At 69.5% G+C, this 18,746-nt stretch carries 17 protein-coding genes and 2 pseudogenes; 15 read left to right on the forward strand and 4 right to left on the reverse strand.

The window, feature by feature from the left end:
- Positions 1-15: 15 nt before the first annotated feature.
- From ACIA8F_RS19415 to ACIA8F_RS19430, 4 genes are all read left to right on the forward strand, one after another.
- Positions 16-513: a hypothetical protein gene (locus ACIA8F_RS19415; protein ID WP_399380202.1), complete on the forward strand. Its 498-nt coding sequence runs from the start codon at positions 16-18 to the stop codon at positions 511-513.
- Between the two features lie 368 nt (positions 514-881).
- Positions 882-1,199: a hypothetical protein gene (locus tag ACIA8F_RS19420; protein ID WP_399380204.1), complete on the forward strand. Its 318-nt coding sequence runs from the start codon at positions 882-884 to the stop codon at positions 1,197-1,199.
- 176 nt (positions 1,200-1,375) lie between these two features.
- Positions 1,376-2,452 carry a hypothetical protein gene (locus tag ACIA8F_RS19425; protein ID WP_399380205.1) on the forward strand — a complete coding sequence of 359 codons (1,077 nt, stop codon included), beginning with the start codon at positions 1,376-1,378 and terminating at the stop codon, positions 2,450-2,452.
- Positions 2,449-3,735 (forward strand): hypothetical protein, encoded by a 1,287-nt coding sequence (locus ACIA8F_RS19430; RefSeq protein ID WP_399380206.1) that lies wholly within the window; start codon positions 2,449-2,451, stop codon positions 3,733-3,735. Before ACIA8F_RS19425 ends, ACIA8F_RS19430 begins: the two co-directional genes overlap by 4 nt.
- A 33-nt stretch (positions 3,736-3,768) precedes the next feature.
- Here the strand turns inward: ACIA8F_RS19430 and ACIA8F_RS19435 are convergent, their stop codons facing one another.
- Complete coding sequence (locus ACIA8F_RS19435) at positions 3,769-4,020, reverse strand: hypothetical protein (protein ID WP_399380207.1); 252 nt, start codon at positions 4,018-4,020, stop codon at positions 3,769-3,771.
- A 221-nt stretch (positions 4,021-4,241) separates the two neighbouring features.
- Here ACIA8F_RS19435 and ACIA8F_RS19440 point away from each other — a divergent pair, with 221 nt between their 5' ends.
- The 8 genes and pseudogenes from ACIA8F_RS19440 (at position 4,242) to ACIA8F_RS19475 (ending at position 13,164) form a co-directional block, all read left to right on the forward strand.
- Entirely contained in the window at positions 4,242-5,717 is a 1,476-nt protein-coding gene (locus ACIA8F_RS19440; protein WP_399380385.1) for an FAD-dependent monooxygenase, read from the forward strand.
- 31 nt (positions 5,718-5,748) lie between these two features.
- Positions 5,749-6,339 carry a TetR/AcrR family transcriptional regulator gene (locus ACIA8F_RS19445; protein ID WP_399380208.1) on the forward strand — a complete coding sequence of 197 codons (591 nt, stop codon included), beginning with the start codon at positions 5,749-5,751 and terminating at the stop codon, positions 6,337-6,339.
- A gap of 322 nt (positions 6,340-6,661) precedes the next feature.
- The gene (locus tag ACIA8F_RS19450) at positions 6,662-7,093 is read left to right on the forward strand and encodes an NfeD family protein (protein WP_399380210.1); all 432 of its coding nucleotides are present in this window, start codon (positions 6,662-6,664) and stop codon (positions 7,091-7,093) included.
- 3 nt (positions 7,094-7,096) lie between these two features.
- Positions 7,097-8,134, forward strand: coding sequence for an SPFH domain-containing protein (locus ACIA8F_RS19455; protein WP_399380212.1), 1,038 nt, complete (start codon positions 7,097-7,099; stop codon positions 8,132-8,134).
- 107 nt (positions 8,135-8,241) lie between these two features.
- Positions 8,242-8,568 (forward strand): DUF3040 domain-containing protein, encoded by a 327-nt coding sequence (locus tag ACIA8F_RS19460; protein WP_399380214.1) that lies wholly within the window; start codon positions 8,242-8,244, stop codon positions 8,566-8,568.
- A 146-nt stretch (positions 8,569-8,714) separates the two neighbouring features.
- A pseudogene (nhaA, locus tag ACIA8F_RS19465) lies at positions 8,715-10,045 on the forward strand (Na+/H+ antiporter NhaA).
- A 221-nt stretch (positions 10,046-10,266) separates the two neighbouring features.
- Complete coding sequence (locus ACIA8F_RS19470; RefSeq protein ID WP_399380216.1) at positions 10,267-12,111, forward strand: glycoside hydrolase family 15 protein; 1,845 nt, start codon at positions 10,267-10,269, stop codon at positions 12,109-12,111.
- A gap of 147 nt (positions 12,112-12,258) precedes the next feature.
- Positions 12,259-13,164 (forward strand): potassium channel family protein, encoded by a 906-nt coding sequence (locus tag ACIA8F_RS19475; protein ID WP_399380217.1) that lies wholly within the window; start codon positions 12,259-12,261, stop codon positions 13,162-13,164.
- Positions 13,165-13,547: 383 nt separating this feature from the next.
- On the opposite strand, the gene ACIA8F_RS19480 is transcribed toward ACIA8F_RS19475, so the two are convergent.
- Both ACIA8F_RS19480 and ACIA8F_RS19485 read right to left on the reverse strand, forming a co-directional pair.
- Positions 13,548-14,831: a D-alanyl-D-alanine carboxypeptidase family protein gene (locus tag ACIA8F_RS19480; protein WP_399380218.1), complete on the reverse strand. Its 1,284-nt coding sequence runs from the start codon at positions 14,829-14,831 to the stop codon at positions 13,548-13,550.
- 215 nt (positions 14,832-15,046) lie between these two features.
- Positions 15,047-15,466, reverse strand: coding sequence for a MerR family transcriptional regulator (locus tag ACIA8F_RS19485; protein WP_399380219.1), 420 nt, complete (start codon positions 15,464-15,466; stop codon positions 15,047-15,049).
- A 401-nt stretch (positions 15,467-15,867) separates the two neighbouring features.
- On the opposite strand from ACIA8F_RS19485, the gene ACIA8F_RS19490 reads away from it, so the two are divergent.
- The 3 genes and pseudogenes from ACIA8F_RS19490 to ACIA8F_RS19500 all read left to right on the forward strand — a co-directional run bounded on the left by ACIA8F_RS19490 (position 15,868) and on the right by ACIA8F_RS19500 (position 18,089).
- On the forward strand, positions 15,868-17,379 hold the full coding sequence (locus ACIA8F_RS19490; protein ID WP_399380221.1) for a SulP family inorganic anion transporter: 1,512 nt from the start codon (positions 15,868-15,870) through the stop codon (positions 17,377-17,379).
- 169 nt (positions 17,380-17,548) lie between these two features.
- A pseudogene (locus ACIA8F_RS19495) lies at positions 17,549-17,791 on the forward strand (epoxide hydrolase N-terminal domain-containing protein); the annotation flags it as partial.
- 25 nt (positions 17,792-17,816) lie between these two features.
- Positions 17,817-18,089 (forward strand): alpha/beta fold hydrolase, encoded by a 273-nt coding sequence (locus ACIA8F_RS19500; RefSeq protein ID WP_399380222.1) that lies wholly within the window; start codon positions 17,817-17,819, stop codon positions 18,087-18,089.
- Here ACIA8F_RS19500 and ACIA8F_RS19505 read toward each other — a convergent pair.
- Complete coding sequence (locus tag ACIA8F_RS19505) at positions 18,077-18,544, reverse strand: hypothetical protein (RefSeq protein WP_399380223.1); 468 nt, start codon at positions 18,542-18,544, stop codon at positions 18,077-18,079. The genes ACIA8F_RS19500 and ACIA8F_RS19505 overlap by 13 nt on opposite strands.
- Positions 18,545-18,746: the final 202 nt, after the last annotated feature.

Raw genomic sequence — 18,746 nt, forward strand, 5'->3', positions numbered from 1 at the left:
CGTACGGCCGCATCAGTGGCTGCGCTGTTGATGCTTTCGGCTGGTTGTACGCAGAGCAGAGGGTACGCGCTGCCCGGCGACATGTGCGGAGTGGCCGTCGACTCGGCCCTGCTCGAGCCGCTGCTCCCGCCGGGAGACCAGCTCGACCAGTCGACGTACGCGTCCAGGCCGCATGCTCCGCGCTGTGAACTGACCGTGGACAAGAAGACCGTCCTGACCGTGAAAGCTGACGTGACCACGGCGGATGAAGACGTCATGGGCGGCGTCATCGAACAGCGTCTGAATAGCTCCGGAAACCCAGTGCGGATCGACGTGGGCGGCGATGCACGCGTGGCCGACTCCATGGCCGTCGCCGTCGAACGATGCGTGTACGAGGGCAAGCCCAGCCAATTCGTCGTCGAGATCTATCCACCCAGCGAGACCTCTGACGTGGCCGGGCGCAGGGCGGCCCTGACCCGCGTCATGGCCGCGTACTTCCCGGCCGCCCAGAAGGCGGTCGGCTGCACTTCGTGAGCCGCCGCACCCGGACCGGTCCGGGTGCGGCGCTATTCGCCGTGGGCCACCTCCACCGTCGGCTTGAGCCCGTCCGGGACCAGGACTCGACCCGGACCTGGGCCGAGTGGGCGTGCGGCGTCCGCGATGCACAGCCGCGGTAGCGGGACGGGACTCCGGCCTCGACGCCAGACCTTGTGTTGCCGGGCTCCGGCAATGTTTCCGTCGGCTCACGGACTGGATCGTCCCTGGTCGGGCAATCGCGGCACGCGTTAAAGTCCAAAAAGCGCGTCAAGATCCGAGTGGGAACAGTCACCGGTCCCGTCGCGCGTACCGCAGGCACGGCCGGCGAGGCTGGGCGCCGGTTCGTCCCGGAAGGAACACGCGTCATGAAGTGGCAGTGGATCGGCCTTGCCCTCTTCTCCCTCACCCTGCTGCCGGCGGCTCTCGCGATGCTGGCCGACCGGGTGCCCCGCCGCTGGCGTGGGCGACTGGCGCCGGTCAGGCCGCGCGGCGTAGCCCTCCTGCTGATCTACGCGCTCGGGCCGGTCAACGCGATTCCGCGCCTGGCCGGTGCCTCTCCGGATACGACCCTGATGTGCACGGCGGTCGGTGGGGGACTGGCTGTGGCGGGCGCCCTGGTACTCGGCCTTGCCTCCTCCTTGCCCCGGCACCGCCCGAGGCGGAGGGCAGGGGAGCCCGTGTGATGGCGAGGACGTCCGCCCCGCGATGAACCCGAAGGTCTCGGAGAGGGGGAGCCGGCTCCGGAGCTCGGCTCTCCCCAGGCTTCGCGCGCCGGTCGAGGTGTCCGAGCAGGCGGGGCGGGCCGGCGCCCGCATCGGTGGGTTCGATTTGTTCTGCACTCTGTACAAGGGGGGATGAGATGGCTGTCGGGAACAGGAGACGAAGGAGTGCCGTCGCCGTGGTGACGGTCGGCGCCATCTTCGCGTTCGGTGCCGGTCTGTACGGGCTGAACGCGAGCGGTAGTTGGCCCTTCCCGTCGAGATACTGCTGGGGAGCGTGGGAGGAGGACAGCGGCCCGTCCTTCCTCGGTGAGGAGGCGTTGGCCAAATCCGGCTCCGAGCGCCGGAGCGAGGAGTCGCCGCCGCCATCGCCCGTCAGAGCGAACGCCACCTGCACACTCGCGGTCGCCTCCTCGGTAGCCGATGCCGACTCGACGCACCCGCTCACCTTCGACGAGCGCGTCGTCCTGGAATACCGGCCCGTCCCGGCCGGTGCCGAGGAGCGCCGTGCGTGGATGGCCCACTTCTTCGACGGTTCGGCCTCGCCGTTGCCCGACGGCCTGAACGGACTGGTCGCGGACGACCGGGCGATGCTCGTCCTCCCCGACTCCTGCGATGCCGACGGCAGGCCGTCCGTGGTGACGATCAGGAGCGAGAGCTGGGGAGACGGCCACCTGGGCAAGAAGGCCATGCCCTTCTCCATCGGCAGCAGGATGGACGTCGCCCGGATGCTGGTAGCCGCGGCCGAGGCCACCATGACGAAGGCCGGATGCACTCCGGGCAAGCCGCTGCGCCTGACATCGCCGCTGGCGGTCACGGCCGAGAAGGACGAGCCGGCCGCCGGCACGCTGTGTCGGATACCGGGGCTGACCTTCGAGTTCGGCAAGGGCTCGGCCTATCAGCAGCAGGTGGGGGCGGTGGGTCAGCGGCTCCAGACGTGCTCCGTGGTGTGGCGTGCGCGCGGGGTACCCGACGAGCCGGCCGCGCAGTTCGTGATGGCGGCCGAACCGCGCATCGTCGCACTCTTCGACGGGCTTCCCGAGGGCGTGGGTGAGGGACTCGTACGTGCCACGTGTGACGGGCGACCGACGGTCTTCTACGGAAATGTCGAGCCGGGGCTCAAGGTCTTGCGCCGCCCGGATGACCGGCAGATGTTCGTGAAGTTCGTCGAGTCCGTCAGCAAGCGCATCGGGTGCAAGGTCGGGGAGGCCACGTGAGTACGTACAAGAGCGGCTCCGGACCCGAAGACAAGTCGGTGGCAGACGGCGAAGAGCAGGTGGAACAGGCCGTGGCCGCCGCGGCAGAGGAGGCCCAGGCCCGTCTGCCGCAGCAGCCGGGCGCCTGCGTCCCTGGCCAGGATCAATGTTCCGTTCCCGTTCCCGTTCCCGTTCCCGGCACCGCCCGCCCCTCGCTGCTGCGCAGGGTGATGCGGAAGAGAACGGTGCGCACCGCCGTTGTAGGCCTTGCCGTCGGTGCTCTGCTCGGGGCCGGTGCGGTCGGCTGGAGAACGGGCACCCTGCCCCTGCTCGGTCCCGCACCGTGCTGGGACTCCATGAGCGACTCGACGATGACGGATCTTTTCGGTGACCGCCGGACCGAGGTCGAGGAGCAGAAGCTGCGTCCCGATCCGAGGGGGCGTGGCCTGGCCTACGGCCAATGCCGCATCACCAGTTACAAGGGCGACGAGGCCAGGAGGCAGCTGACCGTACGGGTACACCGACTGGACGGCTTCTACGGCAGCGACGCACGCCAGTGGCCCGAGGAGTTTCTGGCCGCCGGCATGGTGGCTCTGGGAGACGGGCTGCCCGGCATGGTCTCCTCGTCCCGAGCGTGGCTGCCGGTTCCCCAGTCCTGCACCGGAAGGCCCGGTCAGTTCGAAGGACCGGTCGTGGTCGACGTAGCCATGGGCTCCGCCGGTCTCGACATCGAATCCGAGTACGAGCAGGAGGACCGCGCCGCGCTGGCCCGCGCGGTGGTGGACGCGACCAACGGCGTCACACGCGACCTGGGCTGCTCCGGTGCTTACCCCGCACCCCACCCGACGAGGGCCCCTGCCGCCTGGCAGAGCATGCAGCCGGAATTGTTCTGCGGGATGAAGGGCCTCAGCCTCCCGACGGAATACCGAGGCGGGCTCGCACGTACCCGGATCAGTGGGGAGGGCGCGCCTGCCCGCGTCTGCGAGGCGGCCGGAGACATTCCCAGGGCCGTAGTCCGGATGACGACCGTCGTCGACCCGACCTTGGCGGACGTCTTCTCCCAGGACGTACTGAAGGGAGGCTCCAGCATCAAGGGGTCCAGCGGATACGGATCCTTCAGCGAGACACGGGCGGTGTACAGGGCGCAATGCCAGACCGGAGCCGTGATCTACGTCTTCGAACAGAAGGACAGGGCGGAGAAGGTCGGTTTCACTCTGCTCCGCGCGCTGATGCCCGCTTACATCGAGGCGGAGTCCGAGCGTATCGGCTGTGGCCCTGAGCAGGTGGTCATGTCTCGGCCCTGAACCTGCGAGCGATCGCGCGGATCAAGCAGGTTCTCACCGCTTTTTGATGCGGTGCAGCTGTATGTCACGGTTCACGAACAGGTGAACGTGGCCGCATCGCCAGCAGATGAGGCCGGTCGCCGATTCGTCGGCCCAGGCCAGTTTGAGGAACTCCAAGCCGAAGCTGTTGAGCTTGACCTCCCGCTTCCGGAACTCGTCACCCTGGCAGATCAGGCAGCGGATCCAGGTGGTTCCGATCGCAGCGTGCACGGGTTTGGCCATGCGTTGTCCCTTCTCGGCCGACACCGCAGCTCCTCCGAAGCCCTTCGGCCGGATTCTTCCGGTCCGGCCGGCCTGTGCGCATTGCCCAATCTCGGCAGTCTTCTCGTGCTCCTGATGCCGTACCGGCGCTGTCGGTCGATCGGCCGCCCACAGGCCTGTACGACCCCGGCTCTTGAGGTTAGGCTCTAACTAATGTTAGTGACTAACGAGAGGCTTGAAGGGTGAACCGTCAGGCGGTTGTGGTGGTGGGAGCCGGTCCGACCGGCCTCGCGGCGGCGTGCGGGCTGCGGCTGGCAGGCATCGCCGTACGGGTCCTGGACCGGGCGCCCGGGCCTGCTGCGACATCACGGGCTCTGGGCCTGCAGCCTCGCGGAGCCGAGGTACTCGACCGGCTGGGGGCCCTCGGGGACCTGCCCGACCGGTCGGTGCGGATCGGGCAGGTCCTGACTCATGTCGATGGGAAGCCTCTCGCCCGGCTCCGAGTGGGAGAGCCGACGAAGCTGGTGACACGGCCCGGTCTGCTCATGTCACAGGCAGACGTGGAGGCCCGGCTCCGCGCGCGTCTCCAAACCCTCGGAGTCGAGGTCGAGTGGGGCAGCGAACTGCTCGATGCCAGCCAGGAAGGGGCGCAGGTCGTACTCCGCCTCGCGGACGGCGAGGCGCGGACCGACTGGCTGGTGGGCTGTGACGGCGCGCACAGCCGCGTCCGCAAGGCGGCCGGCATCTCCTTCCCGGGGGTGCCCCTGGTCGAGCGGTTCTTCCTGGCGGATGTGACCGCCGGGCTGCCTCTGCCCAGGGACAGCGTGGCCGTGTGGTTGCGCGGCGACCGGATGTTCGGGGCCTTCCCGCTTCCCGGCGAGGACCTCTGGCGGCTGATGGCCCCTGCCCCCGCCGGCGTCGGAGTCGGTGACGAACCACTGGCCGTGCTGCGCGACCTGCTCGTCCAGGAGGCGGGCATCCCCTCCTCGGCCGTCCGCGCCGCCCACTGGACCTCCACGTTCAGGATCCAGCGCCGCCTGGCCGCCACGTACCGGCAGGACCGGATCCTGCTCGCGGGCGACGCCGCGCACATCCACAGCCCGTTCGGCGGACAAGGGATGAACACCGGCCTCGGTGACGCCGAGAACCTGGCCTGGAAGCTCGCCCTGGTCGCCGCCGGCCGTGCCGGAGGAGGGCTGCTCGACACCTACGAGGCGGAGCGCAGGCCGGTGGCGGCGGAGGTGTTGAAGTCCACCAGTGCCATGACCGGCATGATCCTGGGCCAGACCCGGTGGGCGCGGATGCTGCGCGACCAGATCTTCGTCCCGCTCCTCAACCGGCCTCTCGTGCAACGGCTCGTGTGGGAGAAGTCCTCGCAGCTGACCCTGACCTACCGGAGAGGACCCCTCGGCGGCGGCCTCCCGTACGGCCGTGGCAGTCGGCCGGGAGACCGGGTCCCGGACCTCGCCGGCACCGGCAGGGACGGCACGGTCACACGGCTGTACGCGCATCTGCCCGCCCACTGGGGCCTGCTGGTCCCCGTGGGAGGGGCGCCCGGGGGCTGGGAGGCGATCGCGGGCCGGCACCTCGGCGCGGGATCCGTCGCCACCCTCCGGGTTTCCGCCGTCAGTGGAGGGACCGCGGCCCTGGTGCGGCCCGACGGTCATCTCGCGTGGCGGGGAACCTCCCCTGCGGACCTCGACGAGGCGCTCACACGCATACTCGACAACAGCAGGCAGTGAACACGGCAGGTGCTCCGGAGGCAGCAGGTCCATGACGTCCCACCCCGAACCGAACCCCGGACTGCGCGAGCGCAAAAAGGCCCACACCCGCCGCACGATCCAGGAGCAGGCGCTGCGGCTCTTCCTGGCCCAGGGGTACCAGAACACGACCGTCGAGGAGATCGCGGCCGCGGCCGGGGTCTCTCACATGACCTTCTTCCGTCACTTTCCGACGAAGGAGGCGGTGGTCGAGTCCGACGACTACGATCCGCTCATCGCCCGCCTCATCGAGGAGCGGCCGCGGCATGAGGACAGCCTCACCGCCTTGCGCAACGCCCTGGTCCACGGCCTGGAGGCAGTCCACGCAGCCGACCGCGAGGCTCTGCTGGTCCGTACCCGTCTGATCTTCGAGACGCCTGCCCTGCGAGCCAGGACCTGGGACAACCAGTACGCCACCCAGCAGCTCCTCGCGCGGGCACTGCGCTCTCGCTCTCCCGCCGAGAGCGAGCTCGCCACCCGTGTCGTCGCGGCTGCCGGTCTTGCCGCGATGACCAGCGCCCTCGCGGCCTGGGTCGAGAGCGAGGGCGTCCTCGACCTGCCCGCACTGGCGGGCGAGGCCTTCGGCGCACTGCGCCCGGCGTAGGGGAGCGGCCCCCGGCCCGCAGGGCAACGGTTTGCGAGGCGGGGGCGGTCGGTGCCCTTGCGACCTCGAAGGCAGAAGGAATGCTGTTCAGGCAGGCCAAAGGCCGTAACGGCGTCGCCGTGACCATCGCCGAGCCCCTGGCAACCGTCGCCTGGGCGCACCATTTCCCCTTACTGAATGACGGCCCTCATTCCTTCCGATGCGCCACGCGGCAGATAGGCCCGATTTGGCGGATACTCGAAGGTGAGTGTGGGCTTTGCGCCGATGACTGAGGGGGAGTGTCACCCAGCCGTTCGCGCACCCGCGTGGGGCAGGAGGCGCCATGGAGCTGTGGCTGATCTGGTTGATCGTCGCCGGGGTGCTGGCTGTGGCGGAGATCTTCACTCTGACCGCGGCGCTGGGCCTGCTGGGCGTGGCCGCGTTGATCACGGCGGGGTCCGCGGCGCTCGGGCTGCCGATGCCGTTGCAGTTCCTGGTGTTCACCATCACCGCCGCGGGCGGCGTGCTTGTCGTCCGGCCCATGATGCTGCGCCGCATGCTCCGGCCTCAGGTGGAGCGGTTCGGCGTGGACGCGCTGGTGGGCCGGAGCGCCTATGTCGTCGCGGAGGTGACGGGGGCGGGCGGGCGGGTCCGTATCGGCGGTGAGGAATGGACGGCCCGCGCCTATGACGAGGCCCTGGTGATCCCTCCTGGCACGACCGTCGATGTCGTAGAGATCAGCGGGGCCACCGCACTCGTCTACCCGCAGGGGTGAACCATGGATGTTTCGGCGCTCTTCGTCGCCGGTCTGATTCTCGCGCTCTTCGCGGTCTTCACCGTGGTGCGGGCGGTGCGTATCGTGCCTCAGGCCCGCGCACGCAATGTCGAGCGGCTCGGCCGCTACCATCGCACTCTGAATCCCGGCCTCAATGTGGTCATCCCCTACATCGACCGTGTCTATCCGCAGATCGACCTGCGCGAGCAGGTCGTCTCCTTCCAGCCTCAGCCGGTGATCACGGAGGACAACCTGGTCGTGGAGATCGACACCGTCCTGTACTTCCAGGTCACCGATCCTCGGGCAGCCGCCTACGAGATAGCCAACTTTCTGCAGGCGGTCGAGCAGCTGACCGTCACCACGTTGCGCAACGTGGTCGGGTCGATGGACCTGGAGAAGGCTCTGACCTCGCGCGACACCATCAACAATCAGCTCCGCGGGGTCTTGGACGAGGCCACCGGAAAATGGGGCCTGAGGGTCAACCGGGTGGAGATCAAGGCCATCGACCCGCCGCAGTCCATCAAGGACGCGATGGAGAAGCAGATGCGGGCCGAGCGGGACAAGCGGGCCGCGATCCTCGGAGCCGAGGGACAGCGCCAGTCCCAGATCCTCACCGCCGAAGGCGACAAACAGGGTGCCGTGCTCCGCGCAGAGGGCAACCGCACGGCCGCGATCCTCAAGGGCGAAGGACAGTCCCGGGCCATAGACGAGGTGTTCCAGGCCGTACACCGCAACGACCCCGACCCCAAACTGCTTGCCTACCAGTACCTGCAGATGCTGCCCCAGCTCGCCCAGGGCCCGGGCAGCACCTTCTGGGTGATCCCCAGCGAGGTCACCTCCGCACTCGAGGGTGTCTCCCGCGCGTTCAGCGAGGTGTTGCCCCGGTCGCCAGCCACCCGCGAGAACACCTCGGACGACAAGTCCGCCCCGGCCGCGGACGACGCGGCGCAAGCGGCGGAGGCCGCGGCTCAGGCCCTCGCCGACGCCGCCGAGGCCGACAGCACCTCCGGCATCCCTCCCGGCCTCCTCGACGGCAAGTGAACCAGCGGTCGACCCAGCACCGGCCTGCACTCCCGACATGCAGCCCGCTGAATCCGCTCGCAGACGGCCAGACCCACAAAGAGGCAGGTGAGGACGTGGAACCCGAGATGGACGAAGAACGCGCCCTCGCAAGGATGGAGCGATGCCTAGCACGCGACGACCCGGAACTCGCCACCCGGATCAGCATGCTGAACGAGCAGTTCCCCCAGATGTGCGTCGACGGTCGGCCACGGCGGAACCGGCGGAAGACCGCCGCCATAGTGCTGGCCATGGTGGCCCTGCTGGGCCTGGTCCTCACAGTGCTCCTCACGAGAACGCCGCCCGATGAGAACCCAGGACGGCCAGTCGGCCTCGCCCCGCCCGCCGCCGCGCAGTCCCAGTGCCCACAGACCTCCGACCCCCTATTCGAAGAGGCACCTGATGCGTGCACGTGATGCCGCGGAGCGGTAGGCCCCGGTCGGCGTGGACACATACGACTCCGAGGCGGTCCGACCACTCGTGCACAAAAGCGCCTGCCTAGCCTGCCAGTGGCCGGTCCCGACAGCTGCGAGAGGCCCGGAGGCGCCGGAGGTTCCGCCTGATGCGTGATGCTGACCCCCGTGAACGCTCGGTCTTCCTGGGGCTGCTGCCCTGGCCGGAGCGCGTACAGGTGGCCCGCGCCCTGCGCACGGAAACGGTCGGCGGGCTGGTGCTGCTCGCTGCCGCCGTGGTCGCGCTGGCCTGGGCGAACAGCCCATGGAGCGGCAGCTACGAGGCACTGCGCGACGCCCACTTCGGCATACCCGCACTCGGGCTGGACCTGTCGGTCGAGCACTGGAGTTCCGAAGGACTGCTCGCGATCTTCTTCTTGGTCGCCGGCATCGAACTCAAGCGCGAACTGGTCACCGGGCAGCTGCGCCCCCCCCCGCCACCGCGGCCCTGCCCATCGTCGCCGCGGTATGCGGCATGGCGGTGCCCGCGGGGATCTACCTGGCCACGGTCGCGGCCGGCGGCGGCAGTGCTGAAGGCTGGGCGGTGCCGATGGCCACCGACATCGCCTTCGCCCTGGCGGTACTGGCCGTACTCAACACCCACCTGCCCTCGGCCATGCGTGCCTTCCTGCTCACCCTGGCCGTCGTCGACGACCTGGGGGCGATCCTGGTCATCGCCCTGTTCTTCACCAGCGATCTCAATCCGGCAGCTCTCGGCGGAGCAGCCGCCGGACTCGTCGTGTTCTACCTGCTGCAGCGATTCCGGGTACGCGGCTGGTGGTGGTACGTGCCCCTGGGCCTCGTCATCTGGGCACTGACCTACAACGGTGGCGTGCACGCCACCGTGGCCGGAGTCGCGATCGGCCTGATCCTGCGCTGCGCCCCCGACCGGAAAGCGGGTGAGAAGACGTCACCGGGTGAGCGGGCCGAGCATCTGCTGCGGCCGATATCGGCGGGTATCGCCGTCCCCCTGTTCGCCCTCTTCGCTGCCGGAGTGAGTATCTCGGCCCCAACGCTGGGCGAGGTGTTCACCCGCCCGGAACCGCTGGGTGTGGTCCTGGGCCTAGTCATCGGCAAGACGGTGGGAATCTTCGCCGGAACCTACCTGGCCGCGCGCTTCACCCGGGCCCGGCTCAATCCCGACCTTGCGTGGGCCGACGTCCTCGCCCTCGCGGAACTGGCCGGTATCGGTTTCACCGTCGCCCTGCTCATAGGCGAGCTCGCCTTCCCCGACCCGGTCGACGCCGAACACATCAAGGCCTCCGTCCTGCTCGGCTCACTGCTCGCCGCCGGCCTGGCCGCGCTGCTGGTCAAACGCCGCAACGTCATCTACCGCAGGCTGTGGGAGGAGGAGGACCTCGACGAAGACTCCGACGGCCTGCCCGACATCTACCAGCACGGCACGGATAACCCCGGTACACGCGCCCCGGGCGAGCGCTGAACCCCGCATCACCCCGACCGCCGCACGGTGCCCGCACAGTGGGACCCTCCCGGTCCGGTCGTCACGGAGTTGAGGAAGCGGAGGTCCGTATGCGGTACCGCCCTCGCGCCGTCGACGGACGACGTTCTTCCTCGCGCCGTGGCGGCGGGAGGGGCGGTCGGTCCGACTCTGCGGGGACCGGCCGCCGCGCGAGGGACGGCGGGCCCCGGTACAAGTGGGGTATGGATGTATGGCGCCCGCTCGGGAGGAGTCAGGGGTATCTGCCGATCGCCGATCACGGTCTGGTGGGCGACGGGCGGAGCTGCGCCCTGATCGGCCGGGACGGCGCGGTGGGTTTCATGTGTGTGCCCCGGTTCGATTCCCCGCCGCTGTTCGCCCCCGTGCTCGACCGGCGCCGGGGCGGAACTCTGATCCTCGCGCCCGTCGAGGTACGGCGCTCCCGCCAGCGTTACGAGCCGGCCACCGGGGTTCTGGTGACCGAGCTGGAAGGGCCCGAAGGCACGGTCGAGGTCACCGATGCCTTCCGTCTGAGACCGGGCTGCCGTCTGGAGGACGACGTCAGGGCCGGAACGGGACAGCTGCTCCGCCGGGCCCGGGTGGTCGCGGGGCGGGTGGCCCTGCGGGTCGTGGTCGAGCCACGCTCCCCGGCGGCCGCCCGATGGGGCCCGCACGGCTGGGAGCTGGCCTGTCCTGAGCAGGGTGTCACCGTGCGGATCGCCTCGACACGCCCCCTGCCCTGCCTGGACACCACAGTGGCTCTGCGGCAGGGTGAGGAGTTCACTCTGTGCCTGGACTGGGGTGGCGGACCCGCCTCGGACGTACACGAGGCGGAAGCGGGCATCGAGTCGACCATGCGGGCGTGGCGGCGGTGGGCCGTCCAGGTGCCGGCCGATGTGCCCCGGCCGGAACTGGTGCTGCGGTCCGCGATCACGCTCAAGCTGCTGGACCACATCGAGAACGGCGCCATCGTCGCGGCCCCCACATCCTCCCTGCCCGAGCACATCGGCGGATCCCGGAACTGGGACTACCGATACGCCTGGGTACGCGACGCGGCCTACGCCGTGTTCGCATTGCGCCGCATCGGGCTGCGCAGCGAGGCGGAGGGGTTCCTCAGCTGGGTGCTGGCCGCCCTCGCGGGCGGGGAGCGGCCGTTGGTGCTCTACGACCTCGACGGCCTGCCACCCCCCGCCGAGGTGATCGACCCTTACCTGGAGGGATACCGCGGATCGGCTCCTGTGCGCTGGGGCAACGCGGCGGCCGGGCAGGTGCAGCACGACGTCTACGGCGAGGTCCTGGACTGCGCTTTCCAGTGGGCGGCCACCGGCGGACGTCTCCCCGATGGCCTGTGGTGCCAGCTCGCGGCGCTGGTCGAGGAGGCGCGGACGGCATGGCGACGGCCCGATCACGGGATCTGGGAGGTCCGCACACCGGCCCGGCCGTTCACCTACTCCGCCGCGATGTGCCAGGTCGCCCTCGACCGGGGCGCCCGGCTCGCACGCCGGCTGGGCCTGCCGGGCGACGCGAAAGGCTGGAGCGCGGAAGCGGCAGCCCTCACCGACCGGATCCTCACCGACGCCTGGGACGACCGGGCCGGCGCGCTAACCGGGCAGCTGGGCGGCGGAGCCGGTCTGGACGCCTCCCTCCTCGCCCTGCCCCTGCGACGGGTCCTGCCCGCGGACCATCCCCGCATGGCCGCGACCACGCAGGCGATCGCCGAGCGCCTCGACGCGGGCGGGGGGCTGCTGTTCCGCTACCTGCCCGACGCCACCCCCGACGGACTCGAGGAACCCGAAGGCGCGTTCCTGCTCTGCAGCTTCTGGATGGTGGACAACCTCGCCGGCCAGGGGCGGACGGAGGAGGCCGACATCCTTTTCGAACAACTCTGCTCCTATGCCAGCCCGCTCGGCCTGCTCTCGGAGGAGATCGCCCCAGGTGACGGATCGCTCCTGGGTAACTTCCCCCAGGGCCTCAGCCACGTCGGGCTCATCTCCAGCGCGATCGTCCTCGCCCGCACCCGGCGCGGCATCAGGCCAGAGCTGTCCACTGCCGCCTGGTTCCAGGAATGAATCGCCCGCCCCGCACACAAGATCACCGATCACGCAAGCCGCTCGGCAGCGCCGGCCAGGCACTGCTCGGACGATCGGCGCGGGCTCCGATGCGTCTGGCGGGATCTACGGGAGGCTGAGAGCGGACACGACGCGAGGAGGTGCCAGATGGAGTGGGTCGTGACGTTCGCCGGAACGGCTCTGGTGCTGTTGATCCTGCGGGACGTGTTTCACACCCTGTGGCATCCGACGCGCCATGGGGGACTGAGCCGCCTGGTCATGACCGCGCTGTGGCGCCTCTCTTCCGTCCGGGGTTCGCGTCGCGGGGCTCCCGGACTGACAGGTCCGCTCGCCATGGTGAGCGTTGTCGCGTTGTGGGCCCTGACGCTCGTGGCCGGCTGGGCGCTGATCTACTGGCCACATGTCCCAGCGGGATTCGTGTACGCCAACGGACTCCGCCCGGCGGAGCACGCCGCCCTCCTCGACGCCGTGTACATCTCCCTGGTCACCGTCTCCACGCTGGGCCTCGGCGACATCGCACCCGCCGAGGGCTGGCTGCGCGTCGTGGCACCCTTGGAGGGCCTGGTCGGTTTCGCGCTCCTCACGGCGACGGTCTCCTGGATCCTCGGCATCTATCCGGCCCTGGCCCGCCGCCGGGCGCTCGCGCTACGCCTCTCCCACCTGTCGCGCACCCGCCCCTCGGCAGAGCAGGTCAACTCTCCTGCCGGTGCGGCCCTGCTGGACGGCCTTGCCTCGGAGCTCGCGGTCGTCTCGGTCGACTTCCTCCAGTACGCGGAGTGCTACTACTTCCACCACGGCGACGACCGCACATCGCTCGCCCGCCAGATCGGGTACGCCGTGGACATCGCGCACCAGGCCGCCGAAGCACAGCACCCTGACGTCCGGCTGGCCGGCGTCGTGTTGCGTACCGCTCTGGAGGACCTTGCCGACATCCTGGACCAGCACTTTCTGCACACCCGAGGCACGTTCCGACAGGTTCTTGACGCCTTCGCAAACGATCACGGTCGGCAAGCGGAATCCGGCGACCGCATGTCCGGTCATCCCTCTGACTGACGCGGCCCCGGCCGGGTATCTTGCCGACCATCGGCGTGGACATCAGGCCCACCGGGCAGTGTGCCCGGTGCGGCATCTCGTGGACGACGGAACCGAGCCGCATGCCCGAGCAGCCCCGTTCCCACGACGGCCCAGCACCAGACCAAGGCCTGTTCGGCCGCCTTCGCGAGCTCCTCGATCGGATGACCTGCCGGCACTTCGTGGGTGAGCGCGACGTCCGAGTACTTCTCCGGCGACGGTCCTTAGGGCAGCTCGCCCTGTCTCTCTGCATGCGGCCGCCTCGCCCATCCACTCGGCCGCAGCGGCCCCGCCGGAACGCCACCGCGCGAGTACGGCCCTCCTGAACCGTCGGCCCCGGCTCGCCGGCGCCAACCTCGGTCCGGTCACGACCGGTCAGTCGCCCGAGAGTTCCCGGCAGAGGTGGTTTCCGCGCGTGCGCCGACATCAGACGTCTCCGCGAGCGGCGCCCGCCCTGTGGGTGCCCCGGCCTGGGAATGCCGCATGCGGTGTCGGAGGCGGTACAGGACGGCTCCGGTAGCGCAGACCGCGAAGAGGAGGGCAGCGAGCCATACGTGGGTGGTACGGGGAGTGGCGTGTGAGGCGGGGGCGGCCCGGTGGACGGGGGCTGCGCGTGAGGGCTTGGATCCCGGTGCGGGCTGGAGGGTGCCGACCGCGTCGAGGTGCCCTGCGGAGGCGAAGCCCCAGTCGAGGAGGGCGCGTGCCTCCTGGTAGACGGCGAACCCACCGCCGTACTGGGGGTTCATCACGGTGACCAGCAGGGTGCGCCCCTCGCGGCGGGCAGCCGATACGAGGGTGTGGCCGGCGTTGGAGGTGTAGCCGTTCTTGATGCCGATGATGCCGGGGTAGCGATCGACGCCGTCTTCGCCCGTGAGCAGCCGGTTGGTGTTCTCGATGCCGTACGTCCACGTGGGTTTGCCGTGGCTGTTGGTGTCGCCGGGAAACCGGGCGTCGGCTTGTGCCGCGTACCGGGCGAAGGCGGGGTTCGCGAGGCCGGCACGGCCGAAGACGGCGAGGTCGTAGGCGGAGGAGACTTGGCCGTCGGCGTCGTATCCGTCAGGGGAGACGACATGGGTGTCCCCCGCTCCCAGGGAGCGGGCCTTGACCTGCATCCGGGTCGCGGTCTGCTCCCAACCGCCGTTCATGGCCGCCAGGACGTGGACGGCGTCGTTGCCGGAGCTGAGGAAGACGCCCCTCCACAGGTCTGCGACCCGATAGGTGCGGCCGGCGTCGAGGCCGACCAGGCTGCTGCCCTCGCCCACCCTGTCGAGTTCGGCGTCGGTAACGGTGTGAGTGCGGGTACCGGGCAGACCAGGAAGGGCCGTAAGCGCGAAGAGGGTCTTGAGGGTGCTGGCAGGCGGCAGAGGCAGGTGGGCGTTGTGGGCGGCGAGTACCTCGCCGGTACCGGCGTCGGCCACGAGCCAGGACAGCGCGGAGATGCCGTCGGGGAAGTCGGGGGCTCCTTTGCGTGCCCGAACGTGGGTTCCCGGCTGGTGCAGCAAGGATGGGACGGGAAGAGCCGCGGGCCGCGGAGGCGCGGGATCTGCTCGGGCCGTCCCGCCGAGGGCTGGTGCGAGAAGGATGCCCGCACCGGCCGCCAGGGCTGCCGCGCCGAAAAAGAGCCTGCGGAGGTATGAACTGATGGCCATTCAGTCAGGTTAGGAACGGCGGGGCCTGTACGCAGCGCGCGGTCGGCCGACCGGCCGTATCCGGTCATACGCCGGTGATGCCCCGGATGGCCTCCGCCCGGCATGACTAGCAGGCGTTCCGCTCAAGTGGTGGCGGGATTCGCGCGGTGGAACATGGCCATGGCCAACGCCGCCTGGGCCATTGCCCGGGCCGAAGAGCAGGCCACCCGGGTGTATCAGTCCCGCCGAGCTGCTGCCCTGGCGCTCTGGTGGAGACGGGTTCGGAGCGTTGCGGCGAATTCCTCGGCGCGGGAGAGTTGGACGCGTAGCTTCTCGACCTGCTCCGCGGCCGCCTGTTCGTAGGTCCGCACGCGCTCCAGCAGCGCTTCGCGCTCATCGGCGCCCAGCGTGTCATGGCCGTCGAGGCGGTCGGTGGACCGCAGCAGGTCGCGCATCTGGTCCAGAGTGAAGCCGAGAGGCTTCATCCTCCGGATGACCATGAGTCGGTGCACGTCGTTCTCAGTGTAGAGACGGAAGCCGCCCTGGGAGCGGGCCGAGGGGATGACCAGGCCTGTCTCCTCGTAGTGCCGGATCGTGCGCAGGGACAGCTCGGTCCGCGCCGCGACCTCGCCGATCTGCATGTGCTTGCCGTCCACGTCCGTGATCCACTGACCCTTCTCGTCCTCACCGAGCGGGCCCGATCGGACACCGCCACCCCCTACTCTAACGTTAGGGTAGAGTTGTGCTTGGTGAGGGCGGATTGACGTTGCTCCACCGTTGCCGTGTCGGGGCCGATGACGCCCCCGGCGAAGCCCCGATTGCCGCGGGAGAGAGCGTGCGCGAGTCCATGACGCCCGACGCTGCCGCCTGCCCGCCGTGACGCTTCGCCCCCGGACGTGAACCCCGGCCCCCTGTCGCGCGGGCCTGCTCGTCCCTTTCCGATCTTCCGGCTCCGCGCTCACGGAGCCGTCCGCGGTGTGCCGGCCCGGCACCACCGCGTCCTCCCGTGCACCCCGGCCTGCCGTAGGGGTGCCCGAGCACGACAGGTTGCTCTCTCTTGCCTTCCGCTGCTTCCGCTGTCTCCCCGGCCGCACGTCTGCGCGGCCTGAAGCCCGACTGGCTGTCCGATCCGAAGGTCTGGCGCACCGAGGTCCTGGCCGGCCTCGTGGTCGCGCTGGCGCTGATTCCCGAGGCGATCTCGTTCTCGATCATCGCCGGTGTCGACCCGGCGATCGGCCTGTTCGCCTCCTTCACCATGGCCGTGGTGATTTCGATCGTCGGTGGCCGCCGGGCAATGATCTCCGCCGCCACCGGCGCTGTCGCCCTTGTCATCGCACCCCTCAACCGTGAGCACGGCCTCGGCTACCTGATCGCCGCCGTGATCCTCGCCGGCGTCTTCCAGGTGGTCCTGGGTGCGCTCGGGGTGGCGAAGCTGATGCGGTTCATCCCCCGCTCGGTGATGGTCGGCTTCGTCAACTCCCTCGCCATCCTGATCTTCATGGCCCAGGTCCCGGAGATGACCGACGTGCCGTGGGCCGTGTACCCGCTGATCATCGGGGGCCTCGCCCTGATGGTGTTCTTCCCGAAGATCACCACCGTGATCCCCGCCCCGCTGATCTCCATCGCCATCCTCACCGTCATCACCGTCGGCGCGGCCATCGCGGTACCGACCGTCGGCGACAAGGGCGCGCTGCCGTCCTCCCTGCCGGTACCGGGCCTGCCTGACGTGCCGTTCAGCCTGGACACCCTGACCGCCATTGCCCCGTACGCGTTCGCGATGGCACTGGTCGGCCTGATGGAGTCGCTGATGACCGCCAAGCTGGTCGACGAGATCACCGACACCCACTCGAACAAAACCCGCGAGTCCGTCGGTCAGGGCATCGCCAACATCGTCACCGGCTTCTTCGGCGGCATGGGCGGCTGCGCCATGATCGGCCAGACCATGATCAACGTGAAGGTGTCCGGCGCCCGCACCCGCCTGTCCACGTTCCTCGCCGGCGCCTTCCTGATGGTCCTGTGCATCGCCTTCGGCCCGCTCGTCTCCGACATCCCCATGGCCGCCCTCGTCGCCGTCATGATCATGGTGTCCTTCGCGACCTTCGACTGGCACTCCATCGCCCCCAAGACCCTCAAGCGGATGCCCGTCGGGGAGATCAGCGTCATGGTGATCACCGTCGTCTGCGTGGTCGCCACCCACAACCTCGCCATCGGCGTCGTCGTCGGCTCGGTCACCGCCATGGTGATCTTCGCCAAGCGCGTCGCCCACCTCGCCGAAGTCACCGCCGTCACCGACCCCGACGACAAGACGGTGGTCTACCGGGTCAGCGGCGAGTTGTTCTTCGCCTCCTCCAACGACCTTGTCGGCCAGTTCGACTACACGGGCGACCCGAAGAGGATCGTCATCGACCTGAGCGCGGCCCACATCTGGGACGCCTCCTCCGTCGCCGCGCTCGACGCGATCGAGACCAAGTACGCCCAGCGCGGCAAAACCGTCGAGATCACCGGCCTGAACGACGCCAGCGCCGACCTTCACGGCAAGCTCACCGGCGAACTCACCGCAGGTCACTGACCGACCACCGGCATGACCACGCGAGGCTCCCGGCCGATGGCCGGGAGCCCACCGCCGTTCGCAGCCTCCGCGGACGAGCAGATGGTCGCGCGGATCAAGCTGCGCCGTGCGCCGCCGGGTAGACGGCCACCGCATGGGACTGCCAGACCCAGATGTCATGCTGCTGATCATGAAGCCATTCAGCATCGACGTTCCCGAAACCGTGCCGGGTGATCTCAAGATCCAACTGGGGCGAACCCGGCTGCCCACAGGGACTCCCGGCGACCGCTGGGCCGCGGGAACGGACCCGGACTGCCTTCGCGAGCTGCTCGGCTACTGGGCAGACGGATTCGGCTGGCGGGCACGCGAGCGCTGGCCCAACTCGTTCCCGCAGTACCTCGCGGACGTGAACGGGCAGACCGTGCACTTCGCCCACGTACGCGGGGTCGGCGCAGCCGGTGGCCCTGGTGGTAACGCATGGGTGGCCGTACTCGTTCGAGCAGATGCTGCCGCTCGTATCGCACCTCACCGATCCGGCGGCGCACGGCGGCGATGCGTTCGACGTCGTGGTGCCGTCGCTGCCGGGCTTCGGCTACTCCCCGCTGCCTGAGAGTGGCCCGGTAACGGATCCGGCGGTCGCCGAAACCTTGGCGCGGCTGATGACCGACGTGCTCGGATACTCACGCTTCGGCACCTACGGCGAGGACATCGGCAGACCTCACCGCTGCTGAACAGAAGTTTCTTTGTGCGCGGCGGCTATGAGCTGCCGCTGAAGGTCACGGGGAACTGGAGCAGTTGGGCAACAACCTGGTTGGGTGTCCCCACCGGAGCGAGGTCGAGGGGCTTCTGGAGCTGGTATACCGAGCCTTGGGGCGGGAACACAGGTGAGCAGGTTGCAGATCAGGGTTGCCGTCTGGGCGTTGGAGAGCACCACCGCCGGTCCGCCGCCCGGCGGCTTCTCGACCGTCAGGTTGTAGTTGAGGAACAGCGTGTAGCAGAACTTCGCGGGCGCGCCGGAGAGGACCTCCAGCAGACTCGGCGGGGTGTCGTCAACGTCTCCCTGGGCCATGGAGACCGTGCCGATCATGGGGCTGTCGGCCGACATCTCGAAGCCGATCACCTTCAGCTTGACGCCGCGCTTCCCGGCATCGAAAGAAAACTCTCTGCACGCAAACCCCGTGGCCACACCCCCTTGTGGCAGGCGCGGCGACCAAATGACAGTTATCTCGACCAGCCACAGTAGGCAGACGGGGCCTTTACTCGGGTCGGTTGTCCGGCAGATTCGTGCACCGATTCGATGCGGGGCTTGGTCCGGTTGGGTGGCGGAGGATGCCGCGGGCCGTGTTGTGGGTGGTGTCGGCGTGCGGAACGGGGTGGGATGGGTCTGC

Origin of the sequence: Streptomyces sp. NPDC051563, assembly GCF_044454225.1 — a bacterium.
In the GTDB taxonomy this organism is placed as follows: Bacteria; Actinomycetota; Actinomycetes; order Streptomycetales; family Streptomycetaceae; genus Streptomyces.